The sequence below is a fragment of the Nocardia sp. NPDC051981 genome (assembly GCF_040680715.1).
Lineage (GTDB): Bacteria > Actinomycetota > Actinomycetes > Mycobacteriales > Mycobacteriaceae > Nocardia.
Genome location: NZ_JBFAXK010000011.1, coordinates 149,945 through 168,652 on the forward strand (window position 1 = coordinate 149,945; position 18,708 = coordinate 168,652).

Here is an 18,708-nt window from a genome sequence, read left to right on the forward strand (position 1 = left end):
CTGGTCAATTGTCCGAATTTGCTGCGGAAGTGCCGAACCCCGGCTAGGTTGCCGCGCATGTCTCGTACTCGTGCACTGGTGGCCGCCGCCGCGCTGGCCGCACTCCCGCTGGCCACCGCCGCCCCGGCAACGGCCGCACCCGTGGTGAACAAGGTCGTGGTGATCGGCATCGACGGCACGCTGTGGAGCGAGGTGCAGGCGGCCAATGCCCCGAACCTGGGGCTGCTCGCGGCCCAGGGCACCCTGGCGCGGACCTCCATCGCCCCGCACACCACCATGTCGTGCGTCTCCTGGGCGACGGCCCTGACCGGGGTGTGGGACACCAAGCACGGCATCAAGGACAATGACTCCACCTGCACCCCTGCGCCTTTCGCGCAGTATCCGACGGTGTTCACGCAGCTGGAGCGCGCGAAGCCGAGCCTGGCCACGGCGTCGCTGGGGACCTGGGACAAGATCGGCATGATCGCCCGGACCGGAAATCCCGCGGCGGACAGGGTGTCCGTGACGCAGGTCGATCCGACCGGCGCGGGAGTCTGTGAGACGACCGCGGATTCGAATGCCGCGGCGCAGGTGGTGTCCGCCATCACCGACGACGGCACGGATTTCGTGTTCACCCACCTCGATCAGGTCGATATCGTCGGCCACACCCTGCGTGGCATCTGGCCGCAGGCGTACCGGGATGCCATCGGCCGGGTGGACGCGCTGGTCGGCAAGATCACCAAGGCGGTCGACGATCGCGCCCGTACGCACGCCGGCGAGCGCTGGACGATCCTGGTGACCACGGACCACGGGCACAAGCCCGAGGGCGGCCACGGTGGTCAGAGCGCCTACGAGACAGCGAGTTTCATGATCGCGCGCGGGCCGGACTTCGCCGCGGGTGCGCAGAACAACGGCTACACCCTGGCCGACATCACCCCGACGGTGCTGGACCTGCTGGGTGCACCGGCCGATCCGAACTCCGACGGCCGCTCGGTGCGACTCGGCGGTTCCGGTGATCCCGCCGCTACACCGCCGAACACGCCCGCCATCGACTCCGGCATCACCGGTTCGTCCTCGGGCTCGGCGCAAATGCTCATGGTCAACAATCCGCTCTGCCTGGTCGCCAGCGGCTCGGCCGGTGGATCCTTCGGCAAGTAACCGGTCGGAGCGCCACTGCCCGGCAAGGAGCGGGCCCGCCGTGGGCGGACCCGCTCCCGTCCTTGACCCCCGCCGCCGTGGCGCCCCGGAATCCACTCCGTCCTACGGTTGAATTCCAGCCTGTGGAGCCCACAGCGAAGCGCCTGCTATTCCTCACCGCCGCGATCATCCTCGCCGCATCCACCTACACCTATGCCCTCTCCCCCGGCCACTACGGCGCGGCAATAGCCCTCGGCGCAATCCTGACCATGTTCTTCGTCGGCAAGGCCATGAACTGACCCCGGCCCCCGCACCTACTTCGGCGCAATCAACTCCAGCGCGATGTTGTCCGGGTCCCGGAACTCCAGGATGTAGCTGACGCCGATGTCCTTGATGTCCTCGTGCGCGACACCGCAGGCATCGAGATGCGCCGCGGCAGCCTCCAATTCGGCCAGTGAACCGACCGGGAAGGCGAGATGGTCGAGACCGACACGGTTCTCGTCGAACCGATCGGTTCCGACCGGCCGCAGACCGATCAGCCCCAGTGCCATCCGGTAGATCACCCCACCGTCCAGGAAGCTCAGCCGCTGCCGTGTCTCGTAGTCCGCATCGGCCGCGATCTCCAGCGCCACCGGCCACCCGAAGACCGCATCGTAGAAGGCTCTCGACCGCCCGATGTCACCCACGGTGAGCCGGATATGCGCAACAGACTCCACAGAGATCGCCATGCGGCCGATGCTGGCATACCGCGGCCCTACTCGCTGGTTCGAGACGGCGCGGCTGCTCAGGCGAGGTGCGCTCGCGCGTCCTCGTAACCGGCCTCCTCGGGAGCGTCGGCGGGGCCGTAGATCAGGTGCAGCACACCGGTTTCGAACGGCGCGGCCGACAGCAGCCGCAGCGGGATGGGAGTGCCCTCGTCGAAGAGCCGCAGGCCGTCGCTGCGCAGGGGGATGGGGCCTGCGCATCAATGTGCTCCTTGCGAATGGGTCAGGGTGGGTCGTGCGGTTACCCATAGGACGGGGCGACCGTCCCGGATTCATCGGCCGGGCCGCTGCCACTGCACTGCCTTTCACCCATTACGCTGTGGCACAACCGAATCCACCGCTCGTACGGTTGGGAACGAGCCTGTGGGGGTCTGTGGTGAAGCGCTTTCTCTTCCTGATCATGACGATCATCGTCGCAGCCTCCACCTATGACTACGGCCGGGCGGCCGGGCACTACGGACTGGTCGTGGTGATGGGCATCGTCCTCACGCTGTTCCTGATCGGGAAGACCATGGAATAGCCACATCTCCCTCAGGCGGAGGCTGCCGATGAGCCCGGGGCGGGCGAAGGGTGGTCCGGGCGGTCGCTCGACAGGAGTTGATCATGGCCATCGCGGCACTCATCACCTGGCTGCTCACCGCGGCCGGCGGTTTCGTTCTGCTCGGCACCTGGATCGCCAAAGGCGGTGTCCAGCAACGGAGTTCCAGCCATCTGCCCCCGCCCGTCATCTTCGGCCACTTCCTGCTGGCCGTGGCCGGGCTGGTGCTGTGGATCATCTACCTGGTGGTCAGCACCAAGGCCGTTGCCTGGGTCGCCTTCGCGCTGCTGATTCCGGTGGCGCTGCTCGGCTTCTTCATGCTGCTGCGCTGGCTGCCGGTCTATCGGGGCCGGGCAGGCGGCATTCTGTCGTCCACACCACCCGAACACCACTTCCCCGTCATCGTCGTGGGCGGGCACGGCGTCTTCGCCGTCGTCACCGTGGTGCTGGTCCTGCTCACCGCACTGGGTGTCGGCGCGAGCTGACCCCGGCGACGAGTCGGCCCCGGAAAAGGAATGGGCCCCGGAGCCGGAATCGACTCGGGGCCCGGGGCTTTCGCGGATTACTTCAGGCGGAGGCTGCCGAAGAGGCCTTCCTTCTCGTCGTTCGGTCCCGCGGTGAAGTAGAGGGCATCGGCGTCGCCGAGGCTCTCACCGTTGCCGAACATGAGGCCCCAGAGGCCCTCGATCTCGGCGGGCTTGCCGTCGGCGTCGCGCAGATAGTCGACGAACTTGCCGGACTGGTCGTCGAGGGCCAGGATGTGGCCCGCGCCGCCGAAGTTGCCGACCAGCAGCTTGCCCGACAGCGGGCCGAAGCCCTGCGGGGCGACGGTGACGGCCCACGGCGCGTTGAGGCGGCCGTCGGCGTCGAGGGTGCGAACCAGCTTGCCGTTCTTGTCGAATTCGGCGACCTGGCCCTTCTTGGCCTTGTTGCCGGCGTTCTTCTCCTGGTCCTTGTCGAGCTTGTCCTCTTCGCCGGCCTTCAGCTTGTTCGGGTCGCCGCCCTCGGACTGGGTGACGGCGTAGGTGACGAAGACGCGGTCGCCGATGGTGGCGACGTTGAAGGGGGCCGGGTCGCCGACCTTCACCTTCTTGCCCTTGGACGCGTCGGCCGGGTCGATGGCGTCACCGGTGGCGAAGGGGTTGGCGAAACCGGTGGTGGGCACCAGCTTCCAGTCCTTGTCGAAGGTGCGGACCTGCGGGTCCTTGCCGAAGTCGGCGGCCAGCAGCTTGGCACCGGAGGGGTCCAGGGCGATGCCCTTGAACTTCATGCCCGCGGCGGTGCCGTCGTATTCGAGCACGGCCGGGCCGTCGTGGCGCACGATGGCGCCGCCCGCGCCCTGCTCGGTCCAGCCGGAGATCTTGCCGGAGTCGGTGGCGAAGATGAATCGCGCGGAGCCGGTGAGCTTCTCGGCCTTGCCGTCGTAGCTGACCGGCTGGTCCTTCACCGCGAAGATGTCGGAGGTGATGGGGGCCGGGTTGAAGACGACGCCGGTGGTCTTGCCTTCGCTGTCGTCGCCGTCGTCGTCCGGGATGGAGTCCGCGCCCGGGATGGTGACCAGCTTCAGCGGGTCCTGGAACATCTTCTGGTACTTGGCATCCGGCGACTTGGTGACGTCACCGACGAACTGGAAGGAGTAGCCGCCCGCGCCGACCCAGAAGTGCCCGCCGGCGCCCTTGGGACGATCCGCGATGCCCCAGGCGTTGATGAACTTCGGGTCGGTGAACTGCGCCTTGTCCGACTCCTTGTTGGAGGCGATATTGACCTGGGCGTAATGGTTTCCGTCGAGCGCCTTCACGTCGTCGTTGTCCGACTTCGTAGTGCTGCATGCCGCCGCGACCACCAGCGCTGCGCCCAGTGCCGACACGCGCAGCAGCGTCTTGCGCACCGGCGGCATGCCGCTCGAGCGTCCGTTCATTTCAGGTCCTTCCAGCAAACGCCCAGGTGCGGCGTTAGGTGATGCTAACCATAGCTGGAGGAATCGGCGGCGTCGTTAGGGGACCCTCATTTCCATTCGGAAACGACATCTCCGCTGGTCCAGGGCGCAATGAGCAGTTCCCGGGCGGTCTCGGAGCCATCCAGAGCCCGGGTGATCCGCTGCGCGATCCGCCAGCCCTCGGACGTGCGGACCAGGCGGAAGTGATTCGCCCCGGCCCGCCACACGAAGAATCCGCCGTCCCGCCGCCGGACCAGCAGCGATTCGCACACCGCCGCCGCGGTGTCCCCGTCCACGGTGACCGCCACCGGGCCCAGGAAGTGCGCCGATCCGGCGGCGATGAGCGATTGGTGCGCCTGCGATTCGACCATGTCGCGGACCTGCCCGCGATCGCGCATGTGCCAGCCCTCGACGTCGTATTCGCCGTCCTCGGTCCACAATTCGGCGACCGCCTCCGCGGCCCCGGCATCGACCAGCGGGCCATAGGAGGCGATCAGACGGGTGATGGCCAGCTCGTCCTCGACCCGGCGCAACCGGTCCTCGAGCACGGCGAGACGCTCTTCGATCATGGAAATCCTTCTGCTACAGGAGATGACGGTCGACCAGATCGCGCAGCGCGGCGAGCTGATCGCAATAGTGGACGGCATCGGTGGCCCGGACCGTGCAGGTGAGGTGGGTCGCCCCGGCCGCCCGCAGCGCGGCCAACCGGCGCAGGGAATCCTCGGCGTTCCCCTGCGGATCCAGCGCCACACCGGGCGAGAGCACCACATCGAAACCGTCGGGCACGGTCACCGTGGCCAGCAGGTCCGCGATCCGGTCGGCGGGCAGGCCGAAGGGCACCCAGCCGGCGCCCAGCGACACCGCGCGGCGCAGCGAGCGGCGAGTGCGCCCGCCCACCCAGATCGGCACGGTGGTGGAAGTGGCGTGCGGTTCCAGCACGAAGCCTTCGACATCGCGGCGACCCCAGGCCCGGCGCAATCGGGTCAGCGCCGCATCGGCCCGCGCGCCCCGGTCTTCCCAGGCCGCGCCGAGCAGGGCGAATTCCTCTGCGAGAGAGCCCACTCCGACCCCGAGCACCACCCGGCCGCCGCTGAGCCGGTCGAGGGTGCCGTAGCTCTTGGCCAGCGCCAGCGGATGGTGGTAGCCGAGCACCAGCACCGAGGTGGCGAGTCGGATGCGGGTGGTGCGCGCCGCCAGGTACGACAGTGTGGCCAGCGGGTCCCAATAGGTCGCGCCGCGCACCGCCGCGGCCGCCGCGGGCACGCCGACGTGGTCGGAGCAGGTGAGGTGGTCGAAGCCGAGTTCATCGGCGGCCGTGGCGATCCGGGTGAGCTCCTCGGGGCCCGCGGTGGCCTCCCAGGGCGAGGCGACGCCGGGCACCTGCACGACGATCGGCGTGTTCAGACCGAGTCGGATACTCATCGCACCACCCGTTCCGGCAGACCCATGAGCCGCCGCATGCCCTTGTCGGCGCGCAGCACGGCGGCCGCCCGATCCGGGTCATTGCGCTGGGCGGCTCCCGCCTCGTTGCCGGACATGATGTGCACCGGCCCGTGCGGAAGCCGCGAAAGTCCTTCGCGCGCCACGTCATCGGGCTCGGACACCGTCATCCCCGGCACGGTGAAGTCGAGTCCGACCCGTTCCATGGCCGGCGTCCGGGTCACGCCGAGCACCAGTTCGAGCACATCCACCCCGTACTCCCCGAGCTCCAGCCACAGGCTCTCGGCGAAGATCCGCCCGAACGCCTTGACCCCGCCGTACACGGTGTGATGCTGCGAGCCCAGATACCCGGCCAGCGACCCGACCATCAGAATCCCGCCCCGTCCACGGGTTTTCATGGCGCGCCCGAAGTGGTGGATCAGCCCGAGCGGCGCGGTGATGTTCAAATCGATGACCTGCCCGAACGCGGTCAGATCCCCATCCACGAAGGGTGCGCTGTGGGTATTGGCCCCGGCGTTGAGAACCAGCAGGCCGACCTCCACGTCGGCGACCGCGGCGACGATCTCGCCCACCGCATCGGCGGCGGTCAGATCGATTGCGAGCGTGCGCACCTCGACCCCCAGCTCCAGGCATTCCGCGGCCGTCGCCTCGAGCGGTTCAACCCGCCGCGCCACCAGCAGCAGCGCGATCCCGGCCCCGGCGAGCTCCAATGCGAACGACCGGCCGACCCCCTCCGATCCCCCGGTGATGACCGCCCACGGCCCATAACGTTGCGGGTCCACACCGTTCATCGCTACTTCCTCACCTGTGAGATCGAACTCGGTCCCTTCCAGTTCTACAAACTTCCGCCCGCAAAAACTAGAGTGAATTCTAGTTATCGGACAGAAGGTGGTTTCATGCCGCGCATTCAGGACTCCCGCGCCCCCGGCCGCGTCTCGACGGCCCGGCAACTGGAGCGGCAGCGCGCGATCCTGCGCGCGGCCGCCCGACTGGGCGCCGAGCACGGCCTGGAGCGGGTGCAGATGAGCGAGGTCGCGCAGTCCGCGGGGGTCGCGCTGGGCACGCTGTACCGGTACTACCCGTCCAAGAACCACCTGTTCGCGGCGGTCCTCGACGGGGCGGTCCGCGAATTGCCGCACCCCGCAGCGGTTCCCGGCGACCCGGTCACCGGTGCGACCGAGTTCCTGAGCCGTGCGATCGGCGAGCTGCTGCGCCACCCCCTGCTGGCCCGGGCGATGATGGTGTCGATGAACGCGGTGCGCGCCGAAGGCCACGCTCTGCCCCACGATCCGTCGTCCCCCGAAACGGCTTCCGCCGCAGCAGCTCTGGTCACCGATCAGGTGATGCCCGAACGCATCCTGACCGCCGCGGGCATCACGAACCCGGCCGACGAGGACCACCGCCTGGCACGTCTGCTGGAGCAGTGCGTCTACGGCATTCTCACCTGGACCATCGCGGGCCGCCTGACCATCGACCAAGCCCTCGCCGACGTCCACCGCGCCTGCGAACTCCTCCTCGCCCCCTGGCGATCGGCACGATAAGCGGCGAACCCGGAGGCGACCACCGTTTCACGTTCCAGTCACCGAGACCCCATGGAGGAGCTTTCTCCACTCTTCCAGTCAGTGAAATCATCTGCGCGGCACGGGTTTTCCACCGCAATAACGAGGAGTGTGCGGGCCGCTCCGACGACGGGGCCCGTGAGTTGGTATTCCGCATTCACACCGAGCGAGGACGGTACCTATGACAACGATGCGTGACGGGTTCCGCCGGGTCGAAGCCGAACCGGCACCGGTCCGCTTCGCGCGAGGCTGGCACTGTCTGGGGTTGGTGAGCGGACGGCCGGGTGCGCGAGGTGCGCACCCGGCCGTCCGAGATGGGTTGGTCAGAGCTCGAATTCGGCTCGGACCTGGTCTTCGGTGAGGCCGTAGTCGGCCAGGGAGTACTTGTGGACCGGTTTGCGGTCGCCGGACTTGCTCTCCTCATCGAGGGTGGTCATGGCGGTGCGGGCCGCATCCGTGTAGTCCAGGCCGAACTTCGAGTAGATCTTCTCGACCGTGGCGAAGGGGTCGGCGCGGAGTTCGTCGAATTCGATGTCGAGGAACTGGTCCGGGTTGTACCGGGCTCGCGCAGCATTGAATTCGCGCAGGCCGCGGGACCACAGTTCGAGCTGCGATGCACCGATCTTCTCGCCGACGAAGGTGGTGGACCAGCCCGCGGTGGCCTGCTCGGACAGGCTGCACGAGGAGCCGACGATGGTGACCGGGTCGCGGTGGGTCTGGATGATCAGCGCGTCCGGATACACCTTCATGAGCGCGTCGAGGGCGAACAGGTGGCTGGGGTTCTTCAGCACCCAGCGCCGGTTGTCACCCAGGCCGATGAGCTGCAGGTTCGCCTTGTGCCGCGTATAGGCATCCGTCCAGTCCTGCTTGCGCAGCCACTGCGAGTAGCTCGGCAGGTAGGCCAGCGACTCGTAGGAGATGGATTTCACCGTCTGGCGCAGCAGCTGCCAGCACTCCTCGACCTCGGCGGCGGTCATGTAGTGCACGCCCATGAATTCCGGGTTCTCGATCCGGTGCTGGGCGAACCCCTTGTCGACCGCCTGATAGACCGGATTGTCGGCCCAGGTCTCGCGCGGTGGCCGCGGCTGCGGGAAGTCGGCGAGCCACATCTCCAGGGCCTGGTGCTGCGGGTCGGCGGCGAGCAGCCGGTGTAGGGCGGTGGTGCCGGTGCGGGGCAGCCCGGTCACGAAAATCGGCCTGGTGACCTGGGTTTCGGTGTAGGCCGGGTTGGCCTGCCAGGAGGCTTCGCTCAGTGCGCGGGCGACGAGCGCGCCGCGCAGAAAGTAGCGGCTCATCTTGGAGCCGAGCTCGGTGAGCCCGGCGTCACGCTGGTAGGATTCCAGCAGGACGCCGAGCGCCTCCAGGTAGTCGTCGGACCCGAAGTCGGTGAGGCCGCAGACTTTCGACGCCGAGTGGTGCAGATCCTCGACGGTGCCGACGTTGGTACGTCCGCTCATAGTGGTGAAACTCCTTGCTCAGACGTGGTATTCGCCGCAGTTGACGTCGATGGTCTGCCCGGTGATGGCATTGGCCCACGGCGACATGAGGAAGACGATGGTCTGGGCGATCTCGTCGGGCAGCGGCAGCCGCTTCAGGTCGGACTTGGACGCGGTCTGCTGGTAGACCTGCTCCGCGGTGATGCCGTACTTCTTGGCGATCTCGCTGAAGTACCACTTCAGCTGGTCGGTCCAGATGTAGCCGGGCAGCACGCTGTTGACGCGAATCCCCTTCTCGCCCAGCTCGGTCGCCAGGGTCTGCGACATGGCCAGCAGGGCCGCCTTGGCGACCTTGTAGCTGCCGTAGCGGGGTTCGGAGTGCCGCAGCACCATGGAGTTGACCATGACGACCGAGCCCTTGGTCTCGGCCAGCCCGTCGGTGAACGCCTGTGTCATGCGGAGATTGCCGAGCACGGTCAGGTCCACGCTCTCGCGGATCTGCTCGAAGTCGGTGCGCGCCAGCGGCTTCATCGACGGCACCTTGAACGCGTTGTTCACCAGCGCGTCGACTCGGCCGAAGCTCTCGAGGGTCTGCTTCGCCAGGTTCTGGACCGTGGCCTCATCGGTGATATCGGTGGGCACGCAGAGTGTTTCCGCGCCACCCTCGGCCGCGATCTCGTCGGCGACCTCCTTCAGCCGCGACTCGGTGCGCGCCGCCAGCACGACCTTGGCCCCGGCCGCCGCGGCCTCCAGCGCGATGGAACGGCCCAGACCGGGCCCGATGCCGCTGACGACCACGACCTTGTCGGCCAGCAGCCCCGTCTTCAGGCGGGTCATCCCAGCATCCTTTCCGCGAAGGCGCGCTGGCGAGCGGCGATCCGCTCGCGCCATCCGGCCTCGTCGATCCGATTGTGTTCATAGTGCGGCAGCCGTTCGGCCACCTTGTCCAACGGCACGAGCTCGATGGTCGGCCCGTCCTCCGGCGTGATCGCGCGATCCACGCGCTGCCAGCGGAACTGCAGAATGCCGAGCTTGCGGCCGGTGGTCTCGATCCAGTTGGCGATCCCCGGGTTCCGGGCGGAGACCACCATGCGGATCATCCCGTCCGGATCCACCTGTGCCTGCTGATGATTCAGCGAGGTCTGGTGGTTGGCGTAGTCGAGCGAGACGTACCAGCGGCTGCCCAGCTGGAAACCCTGATACGGCGCATCGGATTTCGGCACCGTGATGATCAGCGCCTGATCGTCCTCCAGCTCGAAATGCCCGACGGAGGAGTACTGCGTGCTCAATCCGCCCGGCGTGAGCCGAGGTTCGGTCAGCGTATTGACCGGCAGGTTCAGGTAGAACCACTTCGGGAAGTTGAACCAGGTGTGCACCCGGGTCAACAGCATGCGCCCGGCCGCCCGGTACCGCTTGCGCAGCTGTTCCACCCCGGCCTCGACCGGCGCGGTCCCGATGGTGTCCACCCGCTCGATGCGAATGCTGCCCTTGCGCTCGGCATTCCAGTCGCCGTAGACCTCGCGCACGGCCAGCATGGACGCGCCCTCGCCGAGCACGAAGTAGTTCGGCTCCGGGTTCTCCTTGGGCGGGCCGAAGCGCAGCTGATAGCTGCCGTCCTCGTTGATCTGCAGCCGCCGGTCGTCGAACGCGTCGTCGCCGTTCGGGACGTCGGTGGCGGTGTAATCGCCCTTGAGCACCTGGAAACTCAGGTCGACGGTGCTGCCGCGCACGCCGGTGAGCAGGTATTCCGCAGTCGGCTCGATATTGGCGCTGTAGTACAGCGTGTCCGGGTTGTCCAGGCCCATCTTGGTGTACGGCCCGGTGGCGGTCACGAGGTACGGGTGCGAGGTGCCGTGCGCCCGCGACAGCTGCAGGACGGCGGCAATGCTGCCCTGCAGGTAGTCGTAGCCTTCCGCGAGGTCGTGCGGGTCACGGATGAAATCGGCGGCGGCGATGAGCTTCTCGGCCTCGGCGACCGCCGCGAGGAACGGTTCGGTGAGAGGCAGCTCGGCCTTTTCCATGTCTGTCATCAGCTATCAGCGATTCCTAGGATCTCTCGAATTCGATGGGCGATCTCGGCCGGCGTCCCGGCCGAGGGGGTGATGGTCAGGTCGGCGAACTCCGGCCGCTCGTACGGCGAACTGATGCCGGTGAATTCGCGCAGCTCCCCGGCACGGGCCCGCTTGTACAGGCCCTTCGAGTCGCGCAGCTCGCACTCCTCGAGCGGGGTGTCCACGAAGATCTCCCGGAACGACAGATTCCTGGAGTCGTGCAGCTTGCGCGCCTCGCGCCGTTCGGCACGGAACGGGCTGATGAGCGAGACGATGGCGACCACGCCGGCATCCGCGAACAGCGCCGCCACCTCGGCGACACGACGAATGTTCTCCCGCCGGTCCTCGTCGGTGAAGCCCAGGTTCTTGTTCAGCCCGTGCCGCAGGTTGTCGCCGTCGAGCAGGTAGGCGGGCTGGCCGGATTCGATGAGCTGCCGCTCCAATTCGACTGCGATGGTGGACTTCCCGGAGCCCGACAGTCCGGTCAGCCAGACGGTCGCGCCGGTGCTGAGCCGCTGCCCGCGCTCCACGGCGGAGCTGTGCCACACCACATTCGAGGACTTCTGCCCGACCCGCGGTGCGCCCGTGGAGCGTCCGGTGATCATGCCCGCGGCCACCGTCTGGTTGGTGGTCTCGTCGATGAGGATGAAGCTGCCGGTGGCGCGGTTCTCCCGGTACGGGTCGAACAGCAGCGACTGCCGGCTCTTGATCGTCACGCGTCCGATGTCGTTGAGCCCCAGCCGATCCGCGTCCGTCTGCCGGTGCAGGGTGTTCACGTCCAGCCGGTAGTCCAGCTCGCTCACCTCCACCTTGGAGGTCTGGGTGGCGGTGCGGATGGCGTAGGAGTTGCCGGCCCGCAGCTCGGTGTCGTCGGAGAACCAGCACACCATGGCGTCGAGCTCACGATCGGCGTGCGGCTGGTTGCCGGGGCGGGCGAGCATATCGCCACGGCCGATATCGATTTCGTCGTCCAGGGTCAGCGACACCGCCATACCGGTGAAGGCCTCGTCGACCTTCCCGCCGCCCGGCCCCCAGATCTGGTTGACCCGGCTGGTGCGCCCCGACGGCAGCACCACGACCTCGTCGCCCGGCTTGAAGATGCCGCCCGCGACAGTGCCCGCGTAGCTGCGCTGGTTCTCCCCGTGCGGCCGGATGACGTACTGCACCGGCAGCCGGTTGTCGATGAGGTTGCGGTCGGAGGCCACGTGCACCTCTTCCAGGTGCCGCAGCAGCGGCGGGCCCGGGTACCAGCCGGCGGTGCGTGTGGACGGATCCACCACATTGTCGCCGTGCAGCGCCGACACCGGGATGAAGCTCAGATCGCCGACATCCAGCTTGGTGGCGAAATCCGCGAATTCCGACCGGATCTCCTCGAAGCGCCGCTCGGACCAGTCGACCAGGTCCATCTTGTTCACGCACAGCACCAGGTGCCCGACCCCCAGCAGCGAGGACAGGAAGGCGTGGCGGCGGGTCTGCTCGGAGACGCCCTTGCGCGCGTCGACGAGGATGAGCGCCAGGTCGGCGGTGGAGGCGCCGGTCACCATGTTCCGGGTGTACTGCACGTGTCCCGGGGTGTCGGCGATGATGAATTTCCTTCGCGGCGTGGCGAAGTAGCGGTACGCGACATCGATGGTGATGCCCTGCTCGCGTTCGGCGCGCAGGCCGTCGGTCACCAGCGACAGGTCCGGCCCGTCGCCGCCGCGCGACAGGCTCGCGCGCTCGATGGCATCCAGCTGATCGCTGAACAGGCTCTTGGAGTCGAACAGCAACCGCCCGATGAGGGTCGATTTACCGTCGTCCACACTGCCCGCGGTGGCCAGTCGTAACAGGTTGCGACGCATCAGAAATAGCCCTCTCGCTTGCGATCTTCCATGCCGGACTCCGAGATGCGGTCGTCGGCGCGGGTGGCGCCACGCTCGGTCAGCCGGGTGGCGGCGGTTTCGGCGATCACCTCGGCGGGGTCGGCCGCGGTGGATTCCACGCAACCGGTGCAGTCGGCATCGCCGAGGGTCCGGAAGCGCACGGTGGCCTCGAAGCGCTTCTCCTCCGGGCCGAACTCCAGGAATCGGTTGTCCGCCAGCAGCATTCCGTCGCGCGCCACCACGGTGCGCCGATGTGCGTAGTACAGCGACGGCAGCTCCACCTCGGCCTGGTCGATGTACTCCCAGATGTCGAGCTCGGTCCAGTTCGACAGCGGGAACACCCGGATGTGCTCGCCCTTACGGTGCCGGCCGTTGTAGAGGTTCCACACCTCGGGGCGCTGCGCCCGCGGTTCCCAGGCGCCGTACTCGTCGCGGAAGCTGAACACCCGCTCCTTGGCGCGCGCCTTCTCCTCATCGCGGCGCGCCCCGCCGAATACCGCGTCGAAGCGGTGCTCGCGAATGGTGCGCAGCAGGGTGGTGGTCTGCAGCCGGTTCCGGGTCTCACCGGGCCGTTCGGTGACCCGGCCCGCGTCGATATCGTCCTGCACGCTACCGACCAGCAGCTGGGCTCCCAGCCGCGCCACGGTGCGATCCCGGAAGTCGATGACCTCGTCGAAATTGCGCCCGGTATCGATGTGCAGCAACGGGAACGGCAGCGGCGCGGGCCAGAACGCCCGCCGCGCCAGCTCCAGCATGACCGCCGAGTCCTTACCACCGGAGAACAGCAGCACCGGCCGCTCGAAGGTGGCCGCCACCTCCCGGATGATGTGCACCGATTCCGCCTCCAAGGCGTTCAGGTGCGACAGCTCATATCCCGTGCGCATCTCTCGTCCCATTCGCCGCGTCATCCGATCCGTCCGGTCATTCGACCTTGCGGTGTCGAATATTCGACGCTATTGTTCGATAATGTGACACCGACGATAGGTCGGTACCCGGGCGACGGTCAATACCCGCGTCCGAATTGCCGCGCATCGGAGTAGCTCGGACACACCGGATCCGGGCCACTCCGGTGCGGATGACCGATACCCCGGTCGATACGATCGGGCGCGAACCTCCCGCAGCGCCGGGACCGACACCAGCAGGGATCGAGTTGCCTGAATCCACCACCGCCCCTGTGGCTTCCGAACCGGGAACGGCGGCCGGAGCAGGTTCCGCGCCCGCCTCACCGCCGACCCACCGGGTCGTGCAGGCGATCGAGCTGCTGTCGCGGCATTCCGGCGAGCGCCTCTCGCTGGCCCGCATCGTGCGTGCCACCGGCATGTCCCGGGCCACCGCGCACGCCGTGCTCACCCAGCTCGCCGCCGACGGCTGGACCGTGCGCGACAGCGAGGGGAACTACAGCCTCGGCCTCGGCCTACTGGCGGTGGCGCGGCGAGCCGACACCGCTTTTCCGCTGCGCCGCCTGGCCGTGGAGCCCATGCACGCACTGGCCGCCGCCCACGGCGTCCCCATCTTCCTGGCCGAGCGGGAACAGGAGGCCATCGTCATCACCGAGGTGCTCGGCACCCCGTCGGTCCCGTGGATCCGCCCCGCCCGCCGCATGCCGTTCGCGCCGCCGGTGTGCCGCGAATTCATCGCCTGGGCACCGGAATCCGAGCGGGAGACCTGGCTGCAGGCCGCCGACCCGCGCCACCGCCCCCGCCTCACCGCGGTCCTCGACGTCATCGCCGCCCGCGGCTATTCCGTCGAACGCCTCGCCGACGAGTCCGCACCCATGCTGGAAGCCCTGGGGGCACTTCGCCATTCCCCTGTCACCGATCCGCTGCGGCACCGTCTCAGCGCCATGATCGCCGACCTCATCACCATCGACTATCTCCCCGCCGAACTCGGCGACCACAATGCGGTCGTCTCGGTGGCCGCCCCGATCTTCGCCTCCGACGGCTCGGTCATCGCGTCGATCGTCTCCTGCCCCGACACCAATCTCCCCGCCGCCCGCCTGCACGAGCTGGCCACCGCCACCATTGCCGCGGCCGATACCGTCACCACGTCCCTGCGCGGCTGAGACGTAATCCGCGTCCTGCGACGGCCACTGATAACTGCGACGGCCACTGATCGACGCGGCGTGATCGTCGAATCCCACCCGGCAGGCGGCCCGCACCCGAGGGTGCGGGCCGCCGAATCATGCTGCGGCAGTCAGCGATTGGCCAGTTCCGAGAGCTGGTAGGCCATGTTGCGACGGAACGCCGGGATGCGGGCGGCGGTGCTGATGACGAGGTTGCGGACCAGCCGGGCGGGCACCGGACGCAGGGTGGCCATACGGGTCATGCGATCGGTGAACCTGACCACGCCCAGTGCCACCGGGCGACGGGTCTGCTCGTACTCGTCGAGGGTGGACTCGGGGGCGCCCGCGACCACCGCGGCGAGCAGGCGGCCGAGCATGGCGGCGTCCTGGATGCCGGTGTTCATACCCTGGCCGCCCGCCGGGCTGTGCACGTGCGCGGCGTCCCCGGCGAGCAGGATGCGCCCGGCGCGGTAGTGGTCGGCGACCCGGTGGTGCACGCGGAAGCGCGAGCTCCAGACGATCTCCTCGATCTTCGCGTACGCACCGGGCCGGCGGGCGTCGACCAGCGCCTGCACATAGGCCAGATCCTGATGTTCGGGAGCGTCGGCCACGGTGGCGACGATGCGGAAGCGGTCGGGCTGCGGGTCGGGCAGTGGCGCGACGACCGTGACACCCTCGGGCGACAGGTGCAGGGAGACCTCGTCGCGCGGGTCCGGCCAGGTCATGCGGACATCGGCCAGCACGAAGGACTCGGGGTAGGTGGCGCCGGTGAAACCGATCCCGGCGGCCTCGCGGACCGGGCTGTGCATGCCGTCCGCACCGATGACCCAGTCCGCGCGAACGGAATTCGCGGCGCCGTCGGCATCGGTGAAGGAGACGGTGACACCGTCGGCGTCCTGGACGACGCCGGTGACCTCGGTGTGCCGGTGCACCTGCCCGCCCGCCTGCTCGAGGCGCGCCAGCAGGATCGCCTCGGTCGATTCCTGACCGATCATCACGGTGTAGGGGTAGGCGGTGGGCAGGCCCTCGAACGAGATGCGGGCCAGCACGTGGTCGCCGTCGCGCATCACGAAGTGCGGCACCACGATTCCGCGCTCGAGGAGGGTCTCGGTGACGCCGAACCGCTCGAGCACCTCCAGGGTGCGGGCGTGCACGACGACCGCGCGGGAGGTGTTGGCGCCCTCGGCCAGCTTGTCGAGCAACACCACGTTCACACCCGCGTCGGCGAGGGCGATGCCCGCGGTCAGCCCGGCGGGACCGGCACCCACGATGACGACCGAGGCGGTGGCGGGGACGGTGTTCATGACGACTCCTGAGGCTCTGCCAACGTTTGTTGGCCAACGTCTGTTGATTTAGACCGTACGACCCGGTCGTAGTCATGTCAACACTTGTTGGCCAACGAATGTTGGCAAACCTTCAGCCGTCGGTGGCGGCGGCCAGCGACTGGAAGACGGCGGCGGTCCGGGTGTGCGGCATCGCGCAGTAGACGATGACCCGCTGATCGGTGTCGGAGATGTGCAGCACCTGGCAGTGGAAGTCCAGCGGCCCCAGCTCCGGATGACGGATGCGCTTGCGGTGGATCCGGCGCACCTCCACATCGTGGGCGGCCCACATGTCCGCGAACCGCTTCGATGTGCCCAGCAGTTCGGTGACCAGCGCGGCCAGCGCCGGATGCCCCGGATACCGGGCATAGGCCGCGCGCAGATCGGCGATCAGGGCGCGGGCGAAGTCGCGGGTCTCGGCGTCGGCCCACTGCGGATGGTCGGCGGCCTCCCGGAACATCCAGCGGATCATATTGCGCTCGTGCTCGGGCACGGTGTCGAGATCGCCGACGAAGGGCGTGGCCGCCCGGTTCCAGGCGAGCACCTCATAGGTCGCGTCCACCAGATACGCCGGAGCCGCCAGATTGTCGAGGATGGACCGGACCGCCTGCGGCACAGTCTTGTGCGGCCCGGCCGTGACCGGCGGCGACTCCCCCGCCATCCGGAACAGGTATTCCCGCTCGTCCACGGTGAGCATGAGCGCCCGCGCCAGCGCCGCCAGCACCTGCCGCGACGGCTTCGCACCGCGGGCCTGCTCGATGCGGATGTAGTAATCCACCGAGATTCCCGCCAGCTGTGCCACCTCCTGCCGGCGCAATCCCAGGGCGCGGCGGTTGAGCCCATTGGGAAGGCCGACATCGCTGGGTGTCAGCCGATTACGCCGAGCCTTCAGAAAGGCCGCGAGTTCGCTCCTGTCAGCCATGGCTCCAGTGTGGGCCGCTGTCTCGATTTTGGGTGGTACAACTCGGTCCTCCCGCCGCAACCCGCCCGGCGTGATGCTTCTCCCATGACCATCACCGCATTCATCACCGGCGCCAACAAGGGCATCGGCTACGAGACCGCACGGCAGCTGGCCGCGCGCGGCATGACCGTCCTGCTCGGTGCGCGGGATCCAGAACTCGGGCAGGCCGCGGCCGCCAAACTGCGGGCCGAGGGCGCGGACGCCCACTTCGTCCGGATCGACGTCGCCGACGAGCAGTCCACTGCCGCGGCGGCCGCCCAGGTCGAGGCGGACTTCGGCCGGCTGGACATCCTTGTCAACAATGCCGCCATCAGCGGCGGCCTCGACGGTGACGGCAAGCCGTCGTCGGGAACACTCGCCACTCTCCGGCACGTATACGAGACCAATGTCTTCGGACTGGTCGCCGTCACCAATGCCCTGCTGCCGCTGCTGCGGCGCGCGGAGGCGGCCCGGATTGTCAACGTGTCCAGCGAGGTCGGTTCCCTGGCCGGGCGCACCGATCCGAACAGCCCCATGTCGCACATGGTCTCGGCCATCCCGTACACCTCGTCCAAGACCGCCGTGAACATGGTGACGGTCCTGTACGCACTCGAACTGAAGGACACCCCCATCAAGGTGAACGCCGCCAACCCCGGCTACACGGCGACGGATCTCAACGCCAACAGCGGTTTCCGCACCGCCGAACAGGGCGCCGAGCCCAGCGTCCACCTCGCGACACTGCCCGCCGACGGCCCGACCGGCACGTTCTGGGGTCACATCTGGGGACAGGAGGAGTACGGCCGCATCGAATGGTGAGGCCTCCCAGCTGCCGTTCGGCTGCGGGTCACCGCGGTGTCACATGTCGGGGCCGTCGCGGCGGCACCGCTGCTGCCACCACTCGTGCTGCTGGATGCAGTGGTGGACGAACCACCAGTCACCCTGGTCGCGTGGTCCGTTCTGATCGCCGAATCCGCCTTGGCCACCGCCGAATCCGCCTTGGCCGCCGGATCCGTCCTGAACCTGATCGCCATCGTGGTGGCGGGCCGCGGTGACGCCCGCCGCGGGGCACTGATAGTGGTCGCCCTGCTCACCGCTCCCGTGGCGACCGAGCACGCCGACCGGGCTAGCCCAGCCCGCCGCGCCTTTCGTGCAGCAACAGCAGGGAATACGCGGCCACACTCTGGGCATCCACGATCGCGCCCGCCAGGATCATGGCCTCCAACTCGTCCCGGGTGAACCAGGCGGACTCCATGTCCATCTCGGAGGGCTCCCGCTCGTGCGGCCCCGCCGTCAGCTCGGTGGCCAGCACCACGGTCCCGTAGTGCGTGCTGGTGGCAGGGGCGGGAGCCACTTTCCCCAGCGCCGTCAGCCGGCCGGCCCGCAACCCCGTCTCCTCCCGCAACTCCTGCCGAGCCACCGCGATCGGATCGCTCTGCCCCGCCACCGCCCCGCCCGGGAACTCCCAGCTCCTGCGCCCCAGCGGATACCGATACTGCTCGACCAGGTGGAATCGCTCGCCATCCCACGGAATCACGATCGCGAAGTCCGCCTTCCGGATGTAGGCGTACACCGACTCCTCCCCGTCGGCCTGCCGAACCACGTCCTCCCGCAGCGTGATCCACTCATTCGCGTACACCTCACGACTCCGCAGCATGTCCATCCCCCGATCCTCCCCCACCGCG

General features: G+C 68.3%; 20 protein-coding genes. 6 read left to right on the forward strand and 14 right to left on the reverse strand.

What is annotated here, in order from left to right:
* Positions 1–57: 57 nt before the first annotated feature.
* Positions 58–1,137 carry an alkaline phosphatase family protein gene (locus AB0L60_RS20875; protein WP_364616334.1) on the forward strand — a complete coding sequence of 360 codons (1,080 nt, stop codon included), beginning with the start codon at positions 58–60 and terminating at the stop codon, positions 1,135–1,137.
* Between the two features lie 122 nt (positions 1,138–1,259).
* Entirely contained in the window at positions 1,260–1,415 is a 156-nt protein-coding gene (locus AB0L60_RS20880) for a hypothetical protein (RefSeq protein WP_364616337.1), read from the forward strand.
* A 15-nt stretch (positions 1,416–1,430) separates the two neighbouring features.
* On the opposite strand, the gene AB0L60_RS20885 is transcribed toward AB0L60_RS20880, so the two are convergent.
* On the reverse strand, positions 1,431–1,844 hold the full coding sequence (locus AB0L60_RS20885; protein ID WP_364616340.1) for a VOC family protein: 414 nt from the start codon (positions 1,842–1,844) through the stop codon (positions 1,431–1,433).
* A gap of 639 nt (positions 1,845–2,483) precedes the next feature.
* Here AB0L60_RS20885 and AB0L60_RS20890 point away from each other — a divergent pair.
* On the forward strand, positions 2,484–2,903 hold the full coding sequence (locus AB0L60_RS20890; RefSeq protein ID WP_364616343.1) for a hypothetical protein: 420 nt from the start codon (positions 2,484–2,486) through the stop codon (positions 2,901–2,903).
* 77 nt (positions 2,904–2,980) lie between these two features.
* Here AB0L60_RS20890 and AB0L60_RS20895 read toward each other — a convergent pair whose 3' ends face one another.
* The 4 genes from AB0L60_RS20895 to AB0L60_RS20910 form a co-directional block, all read right to left on the reverse strand.
* Positions 2,981–4,336, reverse strand: a complete 1,356-nt coding sequence (locus AB0L60_RS20895) for a TIGR03118 family protein (RefSeq protein WP_364616346.1) — start codon at positions 4,334–4,336, stop codon at positions 2,981–2,983.
* Between the two features lie 86 nt (positions 4,337–4,422).
* Complete coding sequence (locus AB0L60_RS20900) at positions 4,423–4,923, reverse strand: nuclear transport factor 2 family protein (RefSeq protein WP_364616349.1); 501 nt, start codon at positions 4,921–4,923, stop codon at positions 4,423–4,425.
* Positions 4,924–4,936: 13 nt separating this feature from the next.
* Positions 4,937–5,770, reverse strand: coding sequence for a TIGR03619 family F420-dependent LLM class oxidoreductase (locus tag AB0L60_RS20905; RefSeq protein ID WP_364616571.1), 834 nt, complete (start codon positions 5,768–5,770; stop codon positions 4,937–4,939).
* 2 nt (positions 5,771–5,772) lie between these two features.
* Positions 5,773–6,585 (reverse strand): SDR family NAD(P)-dependent oxidoreductase, encoded by an 813-nt coding sequence (locus AB0L60_RS20910; protein WP_364616352.1) that lies wholly within the window; start codon positions 6,583–6,585, stop codon positions 5,773–5,775.
* Between the two features lie 105 nt (positions 6,586–6,690).
* On the opposite strand from AB0L60_RS20910, the gene AB0L60_RS20915 reads away from it, so the two are divergent.
* Positions 6,691–7,335: a TetR family transcriptional regulator gene (locus AB0L60_RS20915; RefSeq protein ID WP_364616355.1), complete on the forward strand. Its 645-nt coding sequence runs from the start codon at positions 6,691–6,693 to the stop codon at positions 7,333–7,335.
* A gap of 341 nt (positions 7,336–7,676) precedes the next feature.
* Here the strand turns inward: AB0L60_RS20915 and AB0L60_RS20920 are convergent, their stop codons facing one another.
* Genes AB0L60_RS20920 through cysD form a run of 5 tightly spaced genes read right to left on the reverse strand, consistent with a single transcriptional unit; the run spans position 7,677 to position 13,586 of the window.
* Entirely contained in the window at positions 7,677–8,810 is a 1,134-nt protein-coding gene (locus AB0L60_RS20920) for a sulfotransferase (protein WP_364616358.1), read from the reverse strand.
* A gap of 18 nt (positions 8,811–8,828) precedes the next feature.
* A complete protein-coding gene (locus tag AB0L60_RS20925) occupies positions 8,829–9,626 on the reverse strand; it encodes an SDR family oxidoreductase (RefSeq protein ID WP_364616361.1) in 798 nt (265 codons plus the stop codon).
* The gene (locus tag AB0L60_RS20930; protein WP_364616364.1) at positions 9,623–10,819 is read right to left on the reverse strand and encodes a hypothetical protein; all 1,197 of its coding nucleotides are present in this window, start codon (positions 10,817–10,819) and stop codon (positions 9,623–9,625) included. The genes AB0L60_RS20925 and AB0L60_RS20930 overlap by 4 nt, the downstream gene beginning before the upstream one ends.
* A complete protein-coding gene (gene cysC / locus AB0L60_RS20935; RefSeq protein ID WP_364616367.1) occupies positions 10,819–12,681 on the reverse strand; it encodes an adenylyl-sulfate kinase in 1,863 nt (620 codons plus the stop codon). Before cysC ends, AB0L60_RS20930 begins: the two co-directional genes overlap by 1 nt.
* The gene (gene cysD / locus AB0L60_RS20940; protein ID WP_354851579.1) at positions 12,681–13,586 is read right to left on the reverse strand and encodes a sulfate adenylyltransferase subunit CysD; all 906 of its coding nucleotides are present in this window, start codon (positions 13,584–13,586) and stop codon (positions 12,681–12,683) included. Before cysD ends, cysC begins: the two co-directional genes overlap by 1 nt.
* A 290-nt stretch (positions 13,587–13,876) precedes the next feature.
* Here cysD and AB0L60_RS20945 point away from each other — a divergent pair, with 290 nt between their 5' ends.
* Positions 13,877–14,764 carry a helix-turn-helix domain-containing protein gene (locus AB0L60_RS20945; RefSeq protein WP_364616371.1) on the forward strand — a complete coding sequence of 296 codons (888 nt, stop codon included), beginning with the start codon at positions 13,877–13,879 and terminating at the stop codon, positions 14,762–14,764.
* Between the two features lie 131 nt (positions 14,765–14,895).
* Here the strand turns inward: AB0L60_RS20945 and AB0L60_RS20950 are convergent, their stop codons facing one another.
* Both AB0L60_RS20950 and AB0L60_RS20955 read right to left on the reverse strand, forming a co-directional pair.
* Positions 14,896–16,068, reverse strand: a complete 1,173-nt coding sequence (locus AB0L60_RS20950) for an FAD-dependent monooxygenase (protein WP_364616374.1) — start codon at positions 16,066–16,068, stop codon at positions 14,896–14,898.
* Between the two features lie 112 nt (positions 16,069–16,180).
* On the reverse strand, positions 16,181–17,008 hold the full coding sequence (locus AB0L60_RS20955) for a helix-turn-helix domain-containing protein (protein WP_364616377.1): 828 nt from the start codon (positions 17,006–17,008) through the stop codon (positions 16,181–16,183).
* A gap of 84 nt (positions 17,009–17,092) precedes the next feature.
* Between AB0L60_RS20955 and AB0L60_RS20960 the strand changes: the two genes are divergently transcribed.
* Positions 17,093–17,842, forward strand: coding sequence for an SDR family oxidoreductase (locus AB0L60_RS20960; RefSeq protein ID WP_364616380.1), 750 nt, complete (start codon positions 17,093–17,095; stop codon positions 17,840–17,842).
* A 39-nt stretch (positions 17,843–17,881) separates the two neighbouring features.
* Here the strand turns inward: AB0L60_RS20960 and AB0L60_RS20965 are convergent, their stop codons facing one another.
* A complete protein-coding gene (locus AB0L60_RS20965; RefSeq protein WP_364616383.1) occupies positions 17,882–18,139 on the reverse strand; it encodes a hypothetical protein in 258 nt (85 codons plus the stop codon).
* A 10-nt stretch (positions 18,140–18,149) separates the two neighbouring features.
* The gene (locus AB0L60_RS20970) at positions 18,150–18,686 is read right to left on the reverse strand and encodes an NUDIX hydrolase (protein ID WP_364616385.1); all 537 of its coding nucleotides are present in this window, start codon (positions 18,684–18,686) and stop codon (positions 18,150–18,152) included.
* Positions 18,687–18,708: the final 22 nt, after the last annotated feature.